Annotated in this window: 20 protein-coding genes; 18 read left to right on the forward strand and 2 right to left on the reverse strand. The window is 43.4% G+C overall.

Features of this window, described 5'->3' with window-relative positions:
* Positions 1-2: 2 nt before the first annotated feature.
* The 18 genes from FHW89_RS26385 to FHW89_RS26470 all read left to right on the forward strand — a co-directional run bounded on the left by FHW89_RS26385 (position 3) and on the right by FHW89_RS26470 (position 19,303).
* Positions 3-1,217, forward strand: coding sequence for a glycosyltransferase family 4 protein (locus FHW89_RS26385; protein ID WP_172338042.1), 1,215 nt, complete (start codon positions 3-5; stop codon positions 1,215-1,217).
* On the forward strand, positions 1,217-2,134 hold the full coding sequence (locus FHW89_RS26390) for a glycosyltransferase (protein WP_172338043.1): 918 nt from the start codon (positions 1,217-1,219) through the stop codon (positions 2,132-2,134). Before FHW89_RS26385 ends, FHW89_RS26390 begins: the two co-directional genes overlap by 1 nt.
* Positions 2,131-2,985, forward strand: coding sequence for a hypothetical protein (locus FHW89_RS26395; protein WP_172338044.1), 855 nt, complete (start codon positions 2,131-2,133; stop codon positions 2,983-2,985). The genes FHW89_RS26390 and FHW89_RS26395 overlap by 4 nt, the downstream gene beginning before the upstream one ends.
* A 4-nt stretch (positions 2,986-2,989) precedes the next feature.
* Positions 2,990-3,907: a glycosyl transferase gene (locus tag FHW89_RS26400; protein ID WP_172338045.1), complete on the forward strand. Its 918-nt coding sequence runs from the start codon at positions 2,990-2,992 to the stop codon at positions 3,905-3,907.
* A complete protein-coding gene (locus tag FHW89_RS26405; RefSeq protein ID WP_172338046.1) occupies positions 3,908-4,837 on the forward strand; it encodes a hypothetical protein in 930 nt (309 codons plus the stop codon). It begins immediately after the preceding gene.
* Complete coding sequence (locus tag FHW89_RS26410; RefSeq protein ID WP_172338047.1) at positions 4,816-5,775, forward strand: glycosyltransferase family A protein; 960 nt, start codon at positions 4,816-4,818, stop codon at positions 5,773-5,775. Before FHW89_RS26405 ends, FHW89_RS26410 begins: the two co-directional genes overlap by 22 nt.
* A complete protein-coding gene (locus FHW89_RS26415) occupies positions 5,765-6,556 on the forward strand; it encodes a class I SAM-dependent methyltransferase (protein ID WP_172338048.1) in 792 nt (263 codons plus the stop codon). The genes FHW89_RS26410 and FHW89_RS26415 overlap by 11 nt, the downstream gene beginning before the upstream one ends.
* Complete coding sequence (locus tag FHW89_RS26420; RefSeq protein ID WP_172338049.1) at positions 6,556-7,554, forward strand: glycosyltransferase; 999 nt, start codon at positions 6,556-6,558, stop codon at positions 7,552-7,554. Before FHW89_RS26415 ends, FHW89_RS26420 begins: the two co-directional genes overlap by 1 nt.
* Positions 7,551-8,576, forward strand: a complete 1,026-nt coding sequence (locus tag FHW89_RS26425) for a glycosyltransferase family 4 protein (RefSeq protein ID WP_172338050.1) — start codon at positions 7,551-7,553, stop codon at positions 8,574-8,576. Before FHW89_RS26420 ends, FHW89_RS26425 begins: the two co-directional genes overlap by 4 nt.
* A gap of 155 nt (positions 8,577-8,731) precedes the next feature.
* Positions 8,732-9,859 carry a glycosyltransferase gene (locus tag FHW89_RS29045; RefSeq protein ID WP_172338051.1) on the forward strand — a complete coding sequence of 376 codons (1,128 nt, stop codon included), beginning with the start codon at positions 8,732-8,734 and terminating at the stop codon, positions 9,857-9,859.
* Positions 9,860-9,942: 83 nt separating this feature from the next.
* Entirely contained in the window at positions 9,943-11,262 is a 1,320-nt protein-coding gene (locus tag FHW89_RS26435; RefSeq protein WP_253952328.1) for a glycosyltransferase, read from the forward strand.
* Between the two features lie 56 nt (positions 11,263-11,318).
* On the forward strand, positions 11,319-12,479 hold the full coding sequence (locus tag FHW89_RS26440) for a glycosyltransferase family 4 protein (protein WP_172338052.1): 1,161 nt from the start codon (positions 11,319-11,321) through the stop codon (positions 12,477-12,479).
* Entirely contained in the window at positions 12,469-13,875 is a 1,407-nt protein-coding gene (locus tag FHW89_RS26445; protein ID WP_172338053.1) for an exosortase Y-associated Wzy-like protein, read from the forward strand. Before FHW89_RS26440 ends, FHW89_RS26445 begins: the two co-directional genes overlap by 11 nt.
* Positions 13,872-15,020, forward strand: a complete 1,149-nt coding sequence (locus FHW89_RS26450) for an XrtY-associated glycosyltransferase XYAG1 (protein WP_172338054.1) — start codon at positions 13,872-13,874, stop codon at positions 15,018-15,020. Before FHW89_RS26445 ends, FHW89_RS26450 begins: the two co-directional genes overlap by 4 nt.
* On the forward strand, positions 15,007-15,627 hold the full coding sequence (locus FHW89_RS26455) for a bifunctional 2-polyprenyl-6-hydroxyphenol methylase/3-demethylubiquinol 3-O-methyltransferase UbiG (protein ID WP_172338055.1): 621 nt from the start codon (positions 15,007-15,009) through the stop codon (positions 15,625-15,627). The genes FHW89_RS26450 and FHW89_RS26455 overlap by 14 nt, the downstream gene beginning before the upstream one ends.
* On the forward strand, positions 15,627-17,045 hold the full coding sequence (xrtY, locus tag FHW89_RS26460; protein ID WP_253952329.1) for an exosortase Y: 1,419 nt from the start codon (positions 15,627-15,629) through the stop codon (positions 17,043-17,045). The genes FHW89_RS26455 and xrtY overlap by 1 nt, the downstream gene beginning before the upstream one ends.
* A gap of 117 nt (positions 17,046-17,162) precedes the next feature.
* Positions 17,163-17,723 carry a putative colanic acid biosynthesis acetyltransferase gene (locus FHW89_RS26465; RefSeq protein ID WP_172338057.1) on the forward strand — a complete coding sequence of 187 codons (561 nt, stop codon included), beginning with the start codon at positions 17,163-17,165 and terminating at the stop codon, positions 17,721-17,723.
* Between the two features lie 8 nt (positions 17,724-17,731).
* On the forward strand, positions 17,732-19,303 hold the full coding sequence (locus tag FHW89_RS26470; protein ID WP_172338058.1) for a hypothetical protein: 1,572 nt from the start codon (positions 17,732-17,734) through the stop codon (positions 19,301-19,303).
* A 128-nt stretch (positions 19,304-19,431) separates the two neighbouring features.
* On the opposite strand, the gene obgE is transcribed toward FHW89_RS26470, so the two are convergent.
* Entirely contained in the window at positions 19,432-20,436 is a 1,005-nt protein-coding gene (gene obgE, locus FHW89_RS26475; RefSeq protein WP_172338059.1) for a GTPase ObgE, read from the reverse strand.
* 119 nt (positions 20,437-20,555) lie between these two features.
* On the reverse strand, positions 20,556-21,128 hold the full coding sequence (locus tag FHW89_RS26480) for an adenylate kinase (RefSeq protein ID WP_172338060.1): 573 nt from the start codon (positions 21,126-21,128) through the stop codon (positions 20,556-20,558).
* Positions 21,129-21,166: the final 38 nt, after the last annotated feature.

A 21,166-nucleotide genomic window follows, 5' to 3' on the forward strand; every position in this document is an offset into this window, starting at 1 on the left:
GGATGAACATTGGCTTAGTTACACCTTACTATCCGGATAAACAAACGCTGAATAGTGGGATAGCCAATCACTTCGGCATTTTGGCCCATGCCCTGGCAAAGCAAGGTCATCATGTGGTTATTTTGCATATCCGGCCATCCTATAGCAAAGGCGATCAGATACAGCAACAGCAGATAAGTCCCTTGATCACCTTACTAACTTATCCAATAGCTTTACCGGCTTATGCTCACAAGCTCTTGAAAAACAAATGGACCGTTTTGGATTTCCTGCTTAAGTTACGATGCATGCGCACTGTTTTTAAGATCCTGAACAAAGTGATTAAAGAGTATGGGCTTGATGTTATTGAAACAACCAATTATTACGCGTTGTGCTATTTTAATCTTTTGGCAAAAAAAACGCGGATACCCATTGTGGTACGCGTGAGTACAACCTTTTTACAGATCATGGATGATTACTATCCCTTTAAATCACGGCTTCAGCAAAGACTGGGAAATATGGAGATAGCCATGCTAAAAAAAAGCGATTACCTGGTTACCCATACGCATCTACATGCCGTTGAAATGGAACGTTTGTATGGCATTAGCGCCGGTAACTTTCAGATCGTTCCGCATGGTATTCCTCTGCCGGTTTTGCCGACGGTTCAAGCTCAAAACAGTGATCAGATCGAAATATTGTTTGTTGGGCGTTTGGAGTATAGAAAAGGTATCGATCTGTTGTTGGCAGCAATTCCCATGGTATTGAAAAAATATGAAAATGTAATTTTTAAGCTGATAGGAAATGATGAGGATAAATCTTATGAAAAAACTTTCCGCGATCAATACCCAGCGAATACTACCAGTAAAGTGATATTTTGCGGCCTGATGAATACGGAAGATATTCAAGATGCTTACGCCAGCTGCGATATTTTTGTGGCTCCTTCACGATATGAATCCTTTGGGTTGATATACATCGAAGCAATGGGCTATGGAAAACCCGTTGTAGCACTAAAAGCAGGCGGGGCAATGGATATTATAGTCGATAACCATAATGGTTTATTAGTAGAGCCGGAGGATGTATCAGGTCTTGTCCATCAGCTTTCCATGCTCATAGAAAATCCTGCTCTAAGAGAAGAATTAGGTACAAATGCCCGGCAAACGGTTGAGGATAAATTTTCGGATAAACAGCTGGCTTCCAATTCCATCGCCTACTACCAGGAGGTGATCAATCAATTTAATTAATGGATATTTCGGTCATAATCTGTACTTATAACCCCAATTTAACCCGGCTTGATCAAACACTTCTGGCCCTGCAAAAACAATCCATGGATCCACGATTATGGGAATTGATCATTGTGGATAATAATTCGTCCAACAGCTTTGACACTTATCTTGATCTTAACTTTTTCCCAAATTCCAGCATCATCAAACAACCAAAGCAAGGCCTTACTTATGCACGGCTTAAAGGGTTCCAGGAAGCCAAGGGAGCTGTTATTGTTATGGTTGATGATGACAATATCCTTCAACATGATTATCTGCAAAAAACCATTGATCTGTTTAAAGATCGCCCTCAACTAGGAGCTGCAGGCGGCAAATCGCTACCCGAATTTGAAGATGAAGCGCCAGCCTGGCTAAACGATTTTTACGGCAACCTGGCCTTGCGCGATCTTGGAGAGGATACCATCATTACCAGATGGGAAAACACCTATCCCAATTCGGCCCCTATTGGCGCAGGTATGGCCATCAGAAAAATCGCGCTGCAAGCATATGTGGACGCCATGGCCGATGATCAAAATGTGATAACCGACCGCACCGATACTTCCTTATCATCGGGTGGGGATAATGAGATCAATATTCAAATATTACGATCGGGCTGGACATTGGGGTATTTCCCTGAACTGGCGCTTAAACATATTATCCCTAAAGAAAGGATGCAAGTTGAGTACCTGGCCAGGCTGCTTCGGGATACCAACAGATCATGGGTACAATTGCTGGAAAAATACCAGATCAGCCCATGGAAAAAGATCAATAAACAAACGCTCCGCCTTAGAAAACTAAAAGCCTACCTAACCTACAAAGCCTGGAAAACCGAAGTTCATTTGATTAAATGGCATGGAGCCTGTGGCATGCTGGAAGGCCTGGTTAAAAAGAGTTTATGATAAACACGATAAAAAACTCGCTCGCCTACCGCTTACCAACGCTTTACCGGAAGCTGCTCCGTCATAAAAAGATAGTTGTTTCATCATCGAAACCCCAGGCCGATTTAACCGTGATCACCATGACCGGCAAAAAGATCATGGATATGACCCGTCTTTCCATATTATCCATAGCCAGGTACTGGGACAACCTTCCCAAACTGATCGTCGCTTCTGACGGTACCATATCGACAGAAGAGATCTGCAAAAATTTAAGTTTTTGGCCGGGAGAGCTTGTAGCTACCAATTGGGAGCAAACGGAGGCATACCATCTGGCAAAAAACAGAACAGCCCTTGTCAATTATGCTCATGGGCATGTGCTCGGGAAAAAGATGGCGGTAATATTGCATTATGCAGAAATTGAACCCGTAGTATGGATTGATAGCGATATCCTGTTCTATGGTGATTTCCTCAAACACATTCCACCACACGGGGATTTTATATGCGGAGGAAGCGAGGAAGGTTATTCTGTCTATGATGACAGGGCATTAAATTTCTTCAACAATAATTTATACGATGTATATAAATTCAGCTCGGGTCTGTTATTGATTTATGGGCAGCATATTTATGAACAGTTTAACCTCGAAGAATTACTGACCCAATTACCCAACCATGATCATTACTTTACCGAACAAACCATATTTGCACACATGGCAAGCACATCTGCAGGAATACTATGGTCGATGGATGCGATCAAAAATTTCAACCATGATAATCAGCAAATAAAACCCATGTCAAAAAACAATGTACTGGGTCGACATTATACCGTTAACGTAAGGCATTTATTTTGGCGCGACGCCTTTTTTAATCTGTAACCGCTTGTTTCAAAAGATCATCAATATTTTATACCGTAACCCACGATCGCAATTAAAAACATACCGTCGGTTCGGTGGGTATTGGAGTTACCGGGCCATGATGCGCGGCCGCCGGCAAATGATGGAGACATCTTTACAATTACCGCCGGTTCAATGCTATGCTCATGGCTTACCCGTTTATTTTTTAACCGGCAAAAATTATCTCTATCAAACTTTATTTTGTATCCGGTCGCTTGTTAAGTTTTCGACTGAGCAATTTCAATTTATATTGGTTGACGACCGAAGTTTTGACAACAAGCTGGTAACACAAATTCAAAAACAACTTCCCGGCTGTATAATCATTATGCAGGATGAAATAGATAAAAACCTGCGACAGCATTTACCAACGCAGCAGTATCCCCACCTATATCAAAAACGGAAAGTATATCCCCATTTAAAAAAACTAACAGATATCCACGCTCTCCCTGGCGCCGATTGGAAACTGGTACTGGATTCTGACATGCTGTTTTGGGATAACCCGGCTGAGATTATCCGATGGCTAAAAAATCCCCAACAGCCAATCCACATGGTGGATTGTGTAGAAAGTTATGGTTATTCAAAACAGCTTATGGAGCAGCTGAGCGGCCATGCCATACCACCTTTACTTAATGTAGGCGCTATCGGGCTAAACAGTACTATGATCGATTGGGCGGCCATAGATACCTGGATACATAAATTGGAAGAAAAAGAAGGTTCCAGTTATTACCTGGAGCAGGCCTTAACCGCCATGCTTATCGGCAATCAACGGTCAAGTATTTTGGATAAGGATACCTATAAAGTGAACCCTACCCCTGGTGATGCTAAACCGTCTGTTCTGCACCATTATGTAGATCTTTCCAAAAAATATTACTACACACAGGCATGGAGAAAACTAATCAATTAAATGGGTATCGGGCGATTGATCTATAAGATATTTTTCAAACCAACTTTACAGATCAGGTATCATATACATCATTTTGGTTTATCAGGCTGGTACAAATTGTATAAGGGTGAGCAGCAAATGAAAAAAGCTGCCATGAACATTACTCCCATTTCACTAGCAAAAGATCATTTGCTTGAGGTTAATTATTTAACGGGCGCCAACTACTGGCATCAAACTATTTTTTGCGCTCAATCGCTTGCCAGGGTTCTGCAAGGCAGGCTCAGGATCAATATCTATTCCGACGGAACATTAGATCAAACTCATGAAGCTTTGATGGCACGTGCTATTCCCGGCGTCACTTTTATTTCAGCCAAAAGTGTTGATGCGCATCTTGATCAGTTTCTGCCACCGGCTCAATTTCCTACCCTCCATTATTTAAGAACATGGCACCCTTTTTTCAGGCGCCTGATTGATATCCATTGCATTAAATCATGGGCCATTCACTTGGATAGTGACATGCTTTTTTTTGATCGTCCGCAACAGATCATCGATGCGTATCAAAATAAAACAGCCATTTATATGGAAGAGCATCTGCACAATTCCTATTTTGTTGATGATGAAAGGATTCTAAAAGATAAATACAACATCAGCTGCATCAGCAATGTGAATGGCGGTATTATAGCCTACAACGGCGACGTAGATTATACCGATCTGGAACAAAAAGCAAAAACTTTGCTTGATCATTATCCCCATGCGGGCGCGGCACAGGTAGAACAAACCTTAATGAGCTATTTGTTATTTAAGCAGGATGCCAAACCATTGAACAAATATCAGTACCCTATATTTTATGATAGTAAAATTGAGGTAGATAACTCACCAATTGTGCGCCACTATATTTTCAAGGCCAAGCTGCCCTACTTTACCTCCGAATGGAAAAGGATACTCCATTAGTTTCTGTTTGCATGCCAGCCTATAACGCGGGTAAGTATATCACTGATACGGTAAGCTCAATTACCAGTCAGTCTTACACCAATTGGGAGCTCATCATCGTGAACGATGGATCGACAGATAATACAGCCGGTATCCTTAAGCAATTAACAGATCCCCGCATCAAAGTATTTCACCAGGAAAATAAAGGACAGTGCGCAGCAGCCAACCAGGCTTTTCAATTGTCAAAAGGTACGCTGATTAAGTTTATGGATGCTGACGACCTGATATCGCCTCATTTTATAGCGGAGCAGGTACATCGTTTGGGCTCCCGTAAGGACGCCATTGCTTCGGCATCATGGGGGCGTTTTTATGATGATGACCTGCAAACCTTCAAGCTGTCTGACGACATGATCACGCATGATTGTAAACCTATCGACTGGCTGGCAAATTCCATGTACAACAGGCAATCCATGATGCAATGCGCACTATGGCTCATTCCAAGGGAGCTGTTAGATCAATCGGGGCTCTGGAACGAAGAACTCAGCCTGATCAATGATTTTGAGTTTTTCATCAGGGTATTATTATGTGCCCGGCAAGTATTGTTTACCCCCAAATCCATTTTGTATTACCGGAGTGGCGTGGCAAACTCCTTGTCCTCATTACAATCAAGAGCGGGTGCCGTTTCAGCTTATAAATCTATTGATCAGGGCGTGTCGCACCTGCTCAGTTTTGAAGGTAGCCCCCGTATTAAAAAGATCGGGGCCGATTGCTTTCAAACTTATATATACATGTTTTATCCATACCACAAAGACCTGATCCATAACGCAGAGCTCAGGGTAAGGGAACTGGGCGGATCAAACAGCCCCTTCCCTGCCGGGGGTATTACCCGGATCATGGCAAAGACCTTCGGCTGGAAACTGACTAAAAGAATAAAAGCCCTATATACACATGGAAGATAATTTAAGCTCCTATATCAACGCGTACACCAATAGTGCAGCGCACAACAATTATCTTTTTGAACATTTTACGCAAAAAACCAATGAGATCTCCTTCCTGAAAAATCACAGAGATCATATCGAGGCCGAAAGCCTGGGCTTTGGCGAAAGGGCATTCGCGTACATGTGGTATTTAATAACCCAACACGTTTGCGCCATCAACACCGATCCGCAGTTTTTAGAGATCGGGGTATTTAAAGGCCAGGTTATTTCTCTTTGGGCACTGATCGCTAAAGAGCTGCATTTGGAACTCCGGGTTACAGGCGTTTCTCCCTTAGCGGGCAATTCCGCGCAAAAATCATCATGGACCCAATACCTCCGCAGCAAAATTTCAAAAAAATACCGGGATGATATGCGAAGCGGAAACAATTATGACGACATTGATTATTTGAGTATCATTAAAAACCTGTTTACTCATTTTGATTTAAACTTTAATGATATCAACTTATTAAAAGGATATTCAACCGAGCCGGAGATCATTGATCAGCTATCGAAACAGGAATATGCTGTTATTTACATCGATGGCGATCATACTTTTGCCGGGGTGGTAAGCGATATAAAAAACTATGCCCCACTTGTAAAAAAGGGTGGCCTGTTAATTATGGATGATGCCTCCTGCGATTTGCCCGGCACTAAGTTTTGGAAAGGCCATCAATCCGTATCAAATGCCTGCCGGTTAATTGACGATATGCCTTTTAAAAATATCCTGAACATCGGCCACAACCGCGTATATCAAAAACAATAATGGTTAGCTGTAGGGTTTACCTGTTCACCTATAAAAGAAATCATCTGCTGCCCAGGGCTGTTGAAAGTCTCCTCAAGCAAACTTTCCAAAACTGGGTTTGCGAACTGCACAATGATTGCCCGGACGATCCTTATCCGGCAGCTTATGTTGAATCATTAAATGATCCTCGTTTCATCATTAAAACTCATGATGTAAACATAGGAGCCACCGCCAGTTTTAATCTTGCCTTTGCGGGTTGCACAGAAGACTTTGCCAGTATCCTGGAAGATGATAACTGGTGGGAACCTACTTTCCTGGAAGAAATGATCACGCTGATGGAAAACAATCCTACCCTGAATATCTCCTGGAGCAACATGAACCTATGGCAAGAAAAACCGGGCAACGAATGGCAAAATACAGGCAACATCATCTGGCCTGCCGATACCGGTAAAACTACCTTTTCGTGGCCTGCAGAAAAACAGGTGTTGGGAGCAATAAGCTCCAACGGCGCTATGCTGTATCGCGGTAAATATGCGCCTCATTATCTAATACCCAATGAAACCATATTTGATGTGATGGAGCTGGTAAGGGAGCGAAGCTTTGAACATCCCATCATTTTAAATCACAAGCCCCTGGCCAATTTCGCCATCACTATAAATACCAGCCGTTCCAATGATCCCTACCCCTGGATAGCCTCACAAACCATGTTGCTGGCCAGTTATGTAGAGGCATCCGGCAATAATGCAACAACCATTCGGGAAGCGCTGGCCAGCCATCGCAAACTGCAACCCAGCCCCATCGCCAATTTCTTTTTGGCCAATCTTTTCTTGATAAAGCAGAGGTCGCTTTACAGGTATTTCAGCCTGGCCGATTGGATCATCATTGGCAAATGGCTTATCAGGAACGGGCATAAATTAAACTACATGAAAACTTTCCTGGCATCGCAAAAAGAAACCTACAGTTTTTTACTCAAGCAAACACGCCTGCGCTTTCAGGAATTAAAACAAAAAAACCGGTGAAGATAGCCCTCATTGTAAATCCGTTGATACCCGTGCCTCCCGAACAATATGGTGGTATAGAACGCGTGGTGTATGTACTGATCAGGGAACTGATAAAAATGGGGCACCATGTAACGCTGTATGCCCATCCGGATTCGCAACCGGGCTGCGAGCTCAAAGGCTACCGGGAATCTGAAAATTACGGACTAAAAGACCTGCTAAAGATCAACCTGCTAACATCTTCCCTGCTTTTTCAAAACTTTGATATTGTACACACCTTTGGCCGGATGAACAACATCGCCTCACTGATGCCTTTTCAACAGCCTAAAATAGTTTCATACCAGCTACCTCCTACAGTATCACAGGTAAAAAAAGCCGTAAAAATCGCAGCTAAAAACTCGCTTTATTTCACGGCCTGTAGCAATTTCATCGCGCAGCAAATTAATCAAATGGGAAACGTAACCACCATTTACAACAGCGTGGACATGGACGGTTATCAATTTAACCCCAAAGTTGATGCTGATGCGTCACTGGTGTTTTTAGGCAGGATACAACAGGAAAAAGGAACGGCCATAGCTATTGAAATTGCGCTTAAAACAAACAAAAAACTAATCATCGCGGGCAATATTCCCGACGAGCAAATCCATCAGCAATACTTTAATGAACAGGTAAGGCCCTTTATCGATCAGGAACAGATCAGGTACATCGGTCCGGTTAATAACATGCAAAAAAATGACTTATTACAAAACGCCAGCGCTATGCTGATGCCCGTAACCTGGGACGAGCCCTTTGGCATTGTAATGACCGAAGCCCTGGCCTGCGGCACGCCCGTGATAGGTTTTAACAGGGGTGCGGTACCCGAAGTAGTAAACAACGGCTCAACCGGCTTTGTATGCAGCAACACCAGCGAAATGATTGAAGGCGTAAACAACATCCCCTCCTTAAGCAGACCCAATTGCCGCCAGGCAGCCGAAGAAAAATTCAGCTCCGCGGTGATGGCTAAGCAATATGAGCAATTGTACAAGTTGGTATCAAGTAGCTAGTATCAAGTATCACGACCATAAAATATAAATCCGAAATCGAACATCCGAAATCCGAAATCAAAAATATCACCTTCATTACTACCGGGCAGCCAAGTACCAATCCCAGGCTGGTTAAGGAGGCCGAGACATTAATAAAACTTGGTTACCACGTTAAGGTGATCTGCTGCTTTTACCAGGAGTGGGCGCGGGAGTTTGATCAGGATATCATCAACAGAAACAAAGGAGTGTATATCTATTGCGGTGGCGATCCCGTACATGAAAAACTAAGCTATTACCAAACACGTTTGCGGCAAAAAACAAGCCTGCATCTTTTTAATTATACCAAAACTTTGGACATCCCGGAAAATGCCATATCCCGAACACATGCGGAGGCACTGTCTGTCGCCAGATCTATCAAAACTAATCTGTACATAGCGCACAATCTCGGGGCATTGCCGGCGGCCGTTTTGGCAGCAAAATATAACGGTGCAAAAGTTGGGTATGACGCCGAGGATATGCACTCTGGCCAGTTTAAAACCAGGGAAGAAAAAGGCTATCTGCTGAATAAATTTATTGAAGAAAAATATTTCCCGCAGACAGACTATTTTACCGCGGCAAGTCCGCTTATTGCGCAGTATTACAAACAAACTTACCCTTATCTGGATCCCGTGGTGATCAATAATGTTTTCCCCAGGACCGATCTTCCGGCGAGGCCAAGCACTGATGCGACACTGCCTTTGAAACTTTTCTGGTTTTCACAAACTGTAGGGCCCGAGCGAGGGATAGAAAATATCATTGAGGCGATGGCGCTAACCGCCCAACCAACCGAATTACATTTACTGGGCAATTGTTCTGATAACGATAAGATAATGATCGCGGAGCTGGCAAAATACAATCGCCTTGATACCGGTCGGATCCATTTTCATCAGCCTATTGCGCCGGATGAGCTTTTTAAATTCACGGCGCAGTTTGATATCGGCATGGCCACCGAAACAGCACCGAACCTGAACAGGGATATTTGCCTTACCAATAAAATTTTTACCTATATACATGCAGGTTTGGCCATTATTGCCAGCGATACCCAGGCCCAGCGCCTTTTTATGGAGCAGTACCCAAGCACAGGATGCCTTTATCAAAAAAACGATGCCGCCTCCCTGGCCAACTGTCTGTTGGGCTATGCCGAAAACCCGGAAAGCTTAACGGAAACAAAGAAAATGAACTATCAATTGGGGCAAACGGAGTTGAACTGGGAAAATGAAAGTGTGATATTTCAAAACGTAGTAGAATTAGTATCAAGTAGCTAGTATCAAGTATCACGACTTTTAGAAAATGACTGTTACATATCACAAAACATCTTGATACTTGATACTAGCTACTTGATACTAAATTGAAAAACCTCCTCATCATATCACCCTATTTTCCACCGGTAAACGCAGCGGATATGCAGCGGGTGCGGATGAGTTTGCCTTATTTTGCCGCTCATGGATGGAACGTAGAACTGGTGATGGTGGATGAGCAATATGTTGATATGGCTATCGATCCTTTGCTGCTGCAAAGTATCCCCGGCAATATCAAGATCCACAAAGTGAAAGCGTTTCATAAACGGTGGACATCCAAATTGGGGTTAGGGAGCATCGCTTTACGGTCGCTTTGGTTTTATCGCCGTAAAGTTAACCGGCTTTTAAGGGATAGGAAATTTGACCTTATCTATTTTTCAACCACGCAGTTCCCGGTTTGCATTTTAGGCGCTTATTGGAAAAAAAGATTTGGTATCCCCTACGTTATCGATATGCAGGATCCCTGGCATTCTGATTATTACCGGGATAAACCCCGGGCGGAGCAGCCACCCAAATACTGGTTCTCGTACCGTTTAAATAAATATCTGGAACCCATCGCCATTAAAAACGCCGATGGTTTGATCAGTGTTTCAGAAGGCTATATCGATGATCTGAAAAATAGGTATCCGGTAATAAAAAACAGACCATTGGCAGTGATGACCTTTGGTGCTTTTGAACCGGATATGTACATCGCTCGTGAAAATCAAGCAAAATTTACAAGCCTGTTAGATGATCGCTTTATTAATGTTGTTTATGTTGGTCGTGGCGGCACAGATATGCACAGAGCCATTGCACCCGTATTTGAGGCGCTACAAAAAGGGTTAGGCAATCTCGAAAACGACTTTTTTACCCGGTTGAAGTTTTATTTTATAGGTACCAGCTATGCCCCTGTAGGGCAGGGCAAACCAACCATACTGCCTCTTGCCCAACAATATGGAACAGCCGATCATGTGGTTGAAATAACCGATCGGATCAGTTATTATCATACGTTGCTTACCTTGCAACAGGCAAACGCGGTTTTTATTCCGGGTTCGGATGATTCGCAATACACGGCTTCAAAAATTTACCCGTACCTGCTTACGCAAAAACCCTTGCTGGCAGTTTTCAATAAAAAAAGTTCAGCAATATCAATACTCAGGGAGTATGGCGTAAAGCACGTTTATGATTATGAAAGTGTAACAGCAGCAGCTATCAATAGCTTTTTTTCACAGTTAGCGCATGGCGATCCAGAACCGCCTGTCTACAACCAGGAAGCCATCAGCAAATATTCGGCACAACAGATGACGGTGAATCAGTGCCGACTTTTTAATCAGGTTTTAAACAGAGAGTCAGGAATTGAGAATCAGGAATCAAGACAGAAAAAAAATTGACTCATGATAGAAGCTCTCTTGGTTCTTAATTCTCAACTCTTGCCTCTTAACAAACTATGCGCTTAGCCATTATAACTACCCACCCGGTACAATATTACGCCCCGGTTTTTAAATTGCTGGCCGAAAGCCCGGGTATGGAGGTCAGGGTGTTTTATACCTGGGGCGAAAAAGCTATGGAAAAGTTTGATCCCGGGTTCGGCCAAAAAGTCGATTGGGATATCCCGTTATTACAGGGGTATGATTTTGAATGGGTAAGCAACACGGCATCAGATCCGGGCTCGCATCACCGCAATGGTATTGTCAATCCGGGATTGATCGATCAGATCAATCAATGGCAGCCCGATGCCTTACTGGTATATGGCTGGGCTTATCACAGTCACTTAAAAGCTATTCGTTATTACCATCATAAACTACCCATATATTTCAGGGGCGACTCTACCCTGCTCGATATAAAACCCGGCATCCGTGCGTTTCTAAGATCCATTTTCTTAAAATGGGTTTATCGCTATATCGATCATGCTTTTTATGTGGGCGCCAATAATAAAACCTATTTTAAAAAATACGGATTGACAGACCAACAGCTAACCTTTGCCCCGCACTCGATAGATAACGGAAGATTTGGCATCGACAGGCATAAAGAAGCTTTAAGCCTACGGCAAAAGTTGGGCATCCCAGAATATGATACCCTGGTACTTTTCGCGGGTAAATTTGAAGACAAAAAGTCACCACAATTATTGATCGATGCTTTTCTGGCATTAAATAAACCAACCGTACACTTATTATTGGTAGGGGGTGGTATTTTGGAAATACCTTTAAAAACAAGGGCCAGCATCAACAGGCGTATCCACTTTATGGATTTTCAAAATCAATCCTATATGCCTGCAATTTATCAGGCTGCCGATCTTTTTTGCCTGCCATCCAAAGGTCCGGGTGAAACCTGGGGCCTCGCCGTTAATGAAGCCATGGCTGCCGGAGTGCCCGTGTTAGTATCTAACAAAGTGGGGTGCGCGGCCGATCTGATCACTCCGGAAATTACTGGTGATATTTTTGATCCGGAAAATTTATCTGATATTACCCAAAAACTCGGCGCACTTTTGAAAGACAAATCCCGGTTGAAAACTTTAGGAGCCAATGCCCAAATTAAAATAGGCGACTGGAATTTCGACAAACAAGTAGCCGCCATTGTAAATACACTAAAGCACAACCATGCGAACTAATCAGGCTCCGTTGGAGCGGTTTATCGTATTATTTTTACCCTGGGGACTCTCCTTTTTATTAAAAGGCGATCCGGTGCTTTCCTATCTTATCGCCTGGCTGGGTTCGTTCCTGATATTCTGGCTCACATTAAGCGGTTGGGTAAAACCCCTCCCAGCCGACAGAAGCATAGCAGGCCAGTTAATGCGCCCCATCTTTTTAGTGCAGATCATTTTTGCCGGATACATGGCCTGTACTTCCATTTTTTATTTTATGGATGTAATGGGTTATGAGAACTTTGTAAAACCAGGCTATATTCTGGTTGATCATGAAAAGCTGCTGCTCACCGCGCAATGCCAGCGCTATTATTGCCTGGGCCATGCCGCTATGGTTTTAGGTATACTGGTATTTATGCAGTATCCTGTTAAAAAAATTTACCAGGTAGATACGCAAAAGCTGGCCAATTTGCTCATGTTATTTGCTGTTGTCAGTTTCCCGGTATCTATTTTGTTTTTAAAAGTGCCGGGCTTGTCGCAATTCTATAATCAGTTTAACTCGCTTAGCTTTATCGCGGGCACGCTGGCGCTGGCATTTGCCATTCCGCTAAAAAAAGTAGGCAACACCCTTATTTGTCTTGGTTTTTATTGTTTTAACTTTTATCAATCGCTCCTATCTGGGTTTAAAGAACCGATTATTATAAGCGTAATGGTGCTAGGAATATTTTTGTACCCAAGTTATAAAAAAGCAGTCACCTTTACTTTTATCCCTTTACTGCTGTTGCTATTTATTCTTTTACCTACTTATAACCGTGTTTTCAGGCAAAATGCATGGTCGGGTAACAGCAACGCCACCGAAGCCAGTCAGCTGGCATTGGATGCTACCCTAAACAGCGATCCAGATGATGATGACTCCAACTGGTCGTTTTTGGTAAACCGCTTAAGCGAAATAGATATGTTTACACATTTTGTACAATCAACCCCTAAACAGGTTGATTATTATGGTTTAACGCTGCTTAAACAATCGGGAACCGCCATCATCCCCCGTATATTCTGGCCTACAAAACCCATTACCGAAGAAATGATCATGGAACGCGTTTACAACGCCGGGGTTATTAACCGTTTCTCCAATGTATCGGCAAAACCCGCGTTTATAGTCGACGCTTATCTTTCGGGCGGAGCTTTGGGTATCATTTTATGTTTGTTTGTCTACGGGGCCGTTGCTCAGCTCATCGCTTTACAGGCCGAAAAGCTTTTTGGAGGCTATATCCTGGGTACCGCGCTTATTTTCAGCGGCCTATTCCAGATCATGTGGCGCGGGCTTAGTTTTGAGTTTTTGATCAACAGCGTTTTCTGGAGTTATATTACCATGCTCATCATTCATAAAATACTTACGGCAACCCATATCCTGCAAAAGGCTTGAAAATTTTACAGATCTCTGCTTCATACAAACCCGCGCTTATTTACGGCGGCCCCATCATGTCGGTATCCATGTTATGCCAACAACTGGTTACAGCAGGCTTCGACATCATGGTATATACCACAACCGCTAACGGAACCCTTGAGTTGCCGGTAGCGCCCAATAAAGCGGTAACTGTAGATGGTGTTACAGTTATCTATTTTAAGCGGATCACTAAAGATCATACCCATTTTTCACCGGCCTTGTTAAAATCCGTTTGGCAAAATGTTAAACAATATGATGTGGTGCACATCCAGGCCTGGTGGAATTTGGTTTCGGTTTTGTCCTGTCTCATAGCTGTGTGGCGCAGGGTGCCCGTTGTGATCTCGGCCAGGGGAACATTAAGCCCTTATTCCTTTCAAAACAAAAACAAGGGCATTAAAAAAACCATTCATCATCTGTTTACCAAACCACTGTTCAAACGCTCGTACTGTCATGTAACTACCCAGAGAGAACAGGAAGCGATGCTGAGCCTGGTTCGGCCCAAAAGTATTTTTAATATTGCCAACCTGGTTAAGCTACCTTTGATCAATCGTGCTACTGATAGCAACCATCAGGGATCCGTATTCAAATTAATTTTCCTTTCGCGGATAGAAGAAAAAAAAGGATTGGATATATTGATCAACGCCTTACCTTATTTAACCTTCCCCTTTACATTAACCATAGCCGGTGATGGCGACAGCAGATATATAGCTGAATTGAAAAAATTGGCCAAAAGCAATGGTCACGAGCAAAGCATAAACTGGCTGGGCTTTCAAAACGAAAACAAGTTTGAGCTTTTAAAAGGAAACAATTTGCTGGTATTACCCTCTTACGATGAAAATTTTGGAAACGTGGTTATTGAGAGCTTAAGCCAGGGAACAGCCGTTTTGTTAAGCGAATTTGTAGGGCTATCAACATATGTAGTTGAAAAAAGCCTGGGCTGGCAATGTGAACCTAACAGCCGCGCGTTTGCCAGGCAGTTGAATCTGATCAACAGGCAACGGGCTGAGTTAACCCGTATCCGGGCAGCGGCCCCATCAATAATTGCAGCCGATTTTGATAAAAACAACCTGATCAACCAATACCTGAACATGTATACCAACATCATTAACCATGGCCGATTATAACGACTATGGCTATCATCACGACCAACCAACGCATAACTTAAGCTATCAGATCCACGACCTGCTTGGCATGCTCGATCAATCGCGGCATCGTAACATACTTGATCTGGGATGCGGTAATGGTTACCTGGTGAACTATTTAATTGAGCAAGGCTATAATGCTTACGGAACCGATGCCTCTGCACAAGGTATAGACATTGCCAGACAAAAAAATCCGGATCGCTTTTTTGTGCAAGACCTGTCCTCGGATAATTTACCAGAGCCATTACAAAACATACCTTTTGATATCATTATCACTACCGAGGTTATTGAACATTTGTACAATCCCGAGGCGTTTATCCTGTTCTGCAAAAAACAGCTTAAAGAAGGCGGAGAGTTAGTGGTATCAACCCCATATCATGGTTATTTAAAAAACCTGGTGCTCAGTATTTTTAACAAATGGGACAGCCACATGGATCCGCTCTGGCTGGGCGGGCATATTAAATTATGGTCAAAAAAAACACTGAGCCAGGCATTGTCAAATGCCGGTTTTACCGTTACTTCGTTTAAAGGTAACGGACGCTGGCCTTATTTATGGAAATCAATGTTGATAAAAGCTAAATTGAATTGATGGTTCCGTATTCGATCATCATACTTACTTATAACGAGGACCTGCATTTACCCCGTTTACTGGAGTCGATAACTCCACTGAGCGCGCCTGTTTTTATACTGGACTCGGGCAGTACCGATCAAACCATCCAAATAGCGCAACAAGCCGGGGCGGTTATACAACAGCACCCCTTTGAAAACCATCCCAAACAATGGGACCATGCGTTAAAGAGCTTTGATATACAAACCCCCTGGGTTATTTGCTTTGATGCCGACCAGATAGTTACCCCGGAGCTAAAAGAGCTGCTCCTGAATTTTAATGATGCAGAATACCGGGATATTGACGGCATCTACTTTAACCGGAAAAATTTTTTCAAGGGCCGCTGGATAAAACATGGAGGATACTACCCTATCTATCTGCTCAAAATGTTCAGGTATAAGGTTGGGTACTCCGACCTGAATGAGGGGATGGACCACCGTTTCATCGTTCCGGGCAAAACCACAGTTTGGAAAAGCGGCCATATTTTAGAGGAAAATCTGAAAGAAAACAATATCAGCTTTTGGATAGATAAACATAACCGTTACAGCGACCTGGCGGCGCGCGAAGAGGTAGAACGCATGCAAAACCTCAGGCATCAAACCATTAAACCAAACCTGTTGGGCTCGCCCGATGAACGTACCGCCTGGCTTAAGCGCTTATGGTGGCAATTACCAAGATATTTACGCCCATGGTTGTACTTTGGTTACCGCATGACTTTTCAGTTGGGGGTACTGGACGGGCGTACGGGTATCATATTTCATTTTTTACAGGGATTCTGGTTCCGGCTTATTATTGATGTAAAAATTGATGAAATACTTAGCTCCAATAAAAAAAGGTCTGCCGGTGATCAGATCTCCCCTATAAAATTCGCTTTAAAGTTTATCATCCTATTTCTGTTATTTTATTATTTCAATATCCTGTTCCTGGGTTTAACCAGTCATGGCAATCATTATAATGCTTTTTTAGCCACATATTTAAATTACATACAGGCTTTGCGCTCCCTTTTACTATCGGGCAGTGCCTTTGTACTTAGGGTAATGGGGTTTGATGTGATTCATAATCAACTTGATCTGTTAGTAGCAGGCAAAGGCTCTATCCGCTTAGCCTATGATTGCCTGGGGCTGGGGGTAATGAGCTTTTTTTCGGCCTTTGTGATCGCTTATCCCAAACAGTTAAAATCCAAACTCCTGTTTTTGATCCTGGGATTATTTGGTATCCAGTTTTTAAACATTATCAGGTTTGTGCTGTTAGCCTTGTTTTGGAGTAAAAAAACAAACGGGATATTTGATCATCATACTATTTTTAATATTGTTATCTATTTATTGATTTTGATCAGTCTTTACTTTTGGGTAAAAAGAGAGCCAAGAGTTAAGAATCAAGAGTCAAGAACCAGGAGTTAAGGGTCAAGATAAAGGCGAAACAAATGATCTAAAAAAACTTATTCCTTTATTGAAATTATAAACAAGTGCGAGGTACTTTTTCTTGACTCTTGATTCTTAACTCTCTTATCAAAACGTATGCATAAAACCGACCTGTCTACTTATAACAATTCGCCTTTTCATCCGGGTGGCAATGCTGTAAAAAGGTTATTATGGTTTTATGTGAATGCACTGTTCTTTAAAACCAGCCTGGTGCCCATCAATGGGTTCAAGGTGTTTCTGCTACGGCTATTTGGCGCGAAGGTGGGCAAAAATGTAACCATTAAACCATGTGTTAATATCAAATATCCCTGGCACCTGCGTGTTGGTGATCAAAGCTGGATAGGCGAAAAGGTATGGATAGATAATCTTGTCGGCGTCAGCATCGGCAGCCACGCATGCCTTTCGCAGGGGGTGGTGTTGCTCACCGGCAGTCACGATTATAAAAAAACAAGTTTTAACCTGATAACCAAACCACTTATTATAGAAGATGGAGCCTGGATAGGTGCCGGCGCCATAGTAAACCTGGGGATAACCGTTGCCAGCCATGCCGTACTAACCAGCGGCTCCGTAGCTACCCAAAACCTCGATGCCTACAGCGTTTACCAGGGTAATCCAGCCGTCAAGATCCGCGACCGTATTATTACACATCAAACCTAAGCTCATTTATGTCAGTGCAAAAGTCTCACATCCACCAAATTATTTTAGCTGCCCTGGGTATCCTGGTACTTATCCTGGGTATCATGATATACCTGTATCCCACGTCTATTTTTCCGGATTCCTGTTGGGGTTTCCAGGTGCTGCGCGCCATGCAAATGGGTGGCGGCTTTAACATGGTCATAAAACCCGATCCGGCCGATGTAGCTAAAAACTCCGCTGAGTTTTTGGCTTGGTGGTCACCGGGTCAATATCTTTTTCCTTACGTTTTTAAATTGCTTTTAGGCATCAATACCGGTAAGGCTGCCGCGGTTACTGTTATCTTGTTCAGCCTGTCGGGTTTGGCTGGCTTTTACCTGCTTTTCAAAAAAGTGGGATTTACACCGCTTGTGGCGGCTGTAAGTGTATTGGTTATTGCTTGCCAGCAAGCCTTTATAGTACCCTATATTTTTTATAATGGCGGCGAGATCCTGCTTTTCGGCTTCGCCGGATGGTTTCTGTATGGTTGCGCGGCTATTGATAAACCAGGATGGAAAATAGTTGTATTCCTGATACTTTCGGGCTGGATTGGCTTTTGCTGCAAATCATCGTTTTTATGGGTATACGGAGCAGGCTGCGTTTATTTATGGATCAACTTATCCTCCGGTCAAACCAGTTTTTGGGGGTGGGTAAAAAAAGGGTTCTGGATAGGTATACCAGCTGTGCTGTCATTGGTTACAATATACAAGTTTTACCTATCCAAAGGCGGTACACCCGCCTCGGGTGCCGGTGGCATCAAACTGGCCTGGGAAACCTTCAGCTTCCCACTAGCCTCACCTATATTGGCCGGTTTTTCTGTTGATGATATCGTGGGCGGCTTGATATATCATGATGATGCTCCTTTGCTAAGCCATTTTTGGTCGGTATTCACCGTGGTATTGACCGCGATATTAAGTGTTTTGTTGGTTATACGGATAGTGCGTAAAGTGCCGAATAAAAAATACGCCTTAATGCTTATGGTTTTTTATGCCGTTGCCACATTGTTTTTTGGCTATAACTTTTTAAAACAAGCGTACATATCTTACGAAGCCAGGCACCTGCGCTTAATTGGCCTGTTAATTATACCGGGTGTGGTTTATTTAGTAGGCCAGAGCAGTATATTTTACAAGGCTGCATTTGGTTTTCTTTGTATGATGATCGCCTTTTTTAGCTTTACCTATTTTGTACCGGGCTACCTGCAAAACAAAAACGTAAATGCCAGGGGTACATCGGGGTTGGCCCAAATGTTTATTGATCAGCCATCACTGAACTACATTACGGATCTCGACAAAAAGAACAACAACGCCATTTTTGTATTTACCAGTCCTGATCTGGGGTTGGAGATCAACCATAACCGTTTTATTACTTTAAATCCTCTTGACACAGACAGCGATATTGAGGACGAGAGCTACGTGCATCGCGGCCACGCCGGACCACTATTTATCCTGCTCCCCGCAAGCTATGCAGGCAAAAGATCAGACATCATGCTCAAATGTTTCCCGGATTATACAGACTTTAAAATGGATATGTTGAGTAAGGATTATGTGCTGTATTCAGCGAAGTAAAAAGAGAAGCAAGAGATAAGAGAGTCAAGAACCAAGAAATAAGAATCAGGATAAAGCGCAACTTGTGTTACACAGTAGAAAACATTTCTGATCTTGATTCTTGACTCTTAATTTCTTGGTTCTTATCTCTAAGCGCCCTTATTGATCTCTGCCCAAAGCAGGTCTTTCAGTTCGGTGAGGTTCTTTTGCGCTACAGAGGATATAAATAAAGAAGGAACGCCCTCTGGGAGTTCTTTTTTCATTTCGGCCTGCAGCTCATCATCGAGCATGTCCATTTTGGTAACGGCTAAAACACGGGGTTTATGCATCAGCTCGGCGTTGTATTGCTGCAGCTCATTCAGCAATATTTCGTATTCTTCTTTAATGGTGCGGTTAGTATCGGCAGGTACCATAAACAACAGCACCGAGTTACGTTCGATATGCCTCAGGAACCTAAAACCTAAACCTTTGCCTTGTGATGCCCCTTCGATAATTCCTGGGATATCGGCCATTACAAAGGAGCGGTTATTACGGTACGATACGATGCCCAGGTTGGGCACCAGGGTAGTAAAGGCATAGTCGGCAATTTCGGGCTTGGCGGCAGACACTACCGAAAGCAGGGTTGATTTACCTGCATTAGGGAAACCTACTAAACCTACATCGGCCAGTATTTTCAGTTCCAGGATATTCCACTCTTCCCTGCCATCTTCACCGGGTTGGGCAAAGCGGGGGGTTTGCTGAGTAGCGGTTTTAAAGTGCCAGTTGCCTAAACCACCGCGACCACCGGGTGTTAATATTTTTGTTTCGCCATCCTGGGTTATCTCAAAGATGACCTCACCCGTTTCGGCATTTTTTACGGTTGTGCCCAGGGGTACTTCCAGTATCTCGTCGCGCCCGGTTTTGCCGGTACGTAGGGAGCTGCCGCCCGAATCGCCGTCGCCGGCTATGACGTGTTTACGATATTTGAGGTGCAGCATTGTCCACAACTGGGCATTGCCTTTGATGATCACGTGACCACCACGACCGCCATCGCCACCATCCGGGCCCCCTTTGGATGTTAATATATCACGGTGTAAATGAGCAGAGCCCGCCCCTCCGTGGCCAGAGCGGCAACAGATTTTCACATAATCAACAAAATTGGAACCCTGCGACATTGTATTTTAATTTTTAGCCGGGAAGTCTGAAAGTCAGTAAAGTCCGAAAGGTTAAGAATTTTGACTTTCTCAACTTCCGGACTTTACTGACTTACCCGACTTGCGGACTGTCTTTTTACTTAATATTGTTCGATAACGGCATCAATCGCGCCATATATCTGGTCAATTGAACCTATACCGTTTATGCTGGTAAACTTGTGCTGGTTTTTATAAAAATTAGCAACCGGCGCTGTTTTATCGTTATACTCTTTGATGCGTTTACGGATAACTTCGGGGTTGGCGTCATCAGCACGACCTGAATCTTTACCACGCAATAAAAGGCGGTGCTCCAGCTCGTCGTCATTTACTTCAAGTGCTATCATGCCAGATATGGCAGATTCTTTTGAACTTAGCAACTCATCTAATGCTTCGGCCTGCGCTACGGTACGCGGAAAGCCATCAAATATAAATCCCTCGGCATCCTTATTGGCATCCAGCTTATTGCTGATCATGCCTATAACTACCTCGTCCGGAACCAGCATCCCCTCATCCATCAGTTTCTTTGCCTCTAAACCAAGCTTTGTTCCTTGTGCAATTTCGCCGCGTAGAAGGTCGCCTGTTGAAAGGTGTATCAAACCGTGTTTTTCAATAAGCTTTTGCGACTGAGTCCCTTTCCCTGCTCCGGGAGGACCAAACAATACCAGATTTAGCATGCTCTATATAAATTAAAAGCCTTTCGGTACAACACAGA

It is taken from the genome of Mucilaginibacter sp. SG564 (assembly GCF_013149275.1).
Classification (GTDB): domain Bacteria; phylum Bacteroidota; class Bacteroidia; order Sphingobacteriales; family Sphingobacteriaceae; genus Mucilaginibacter.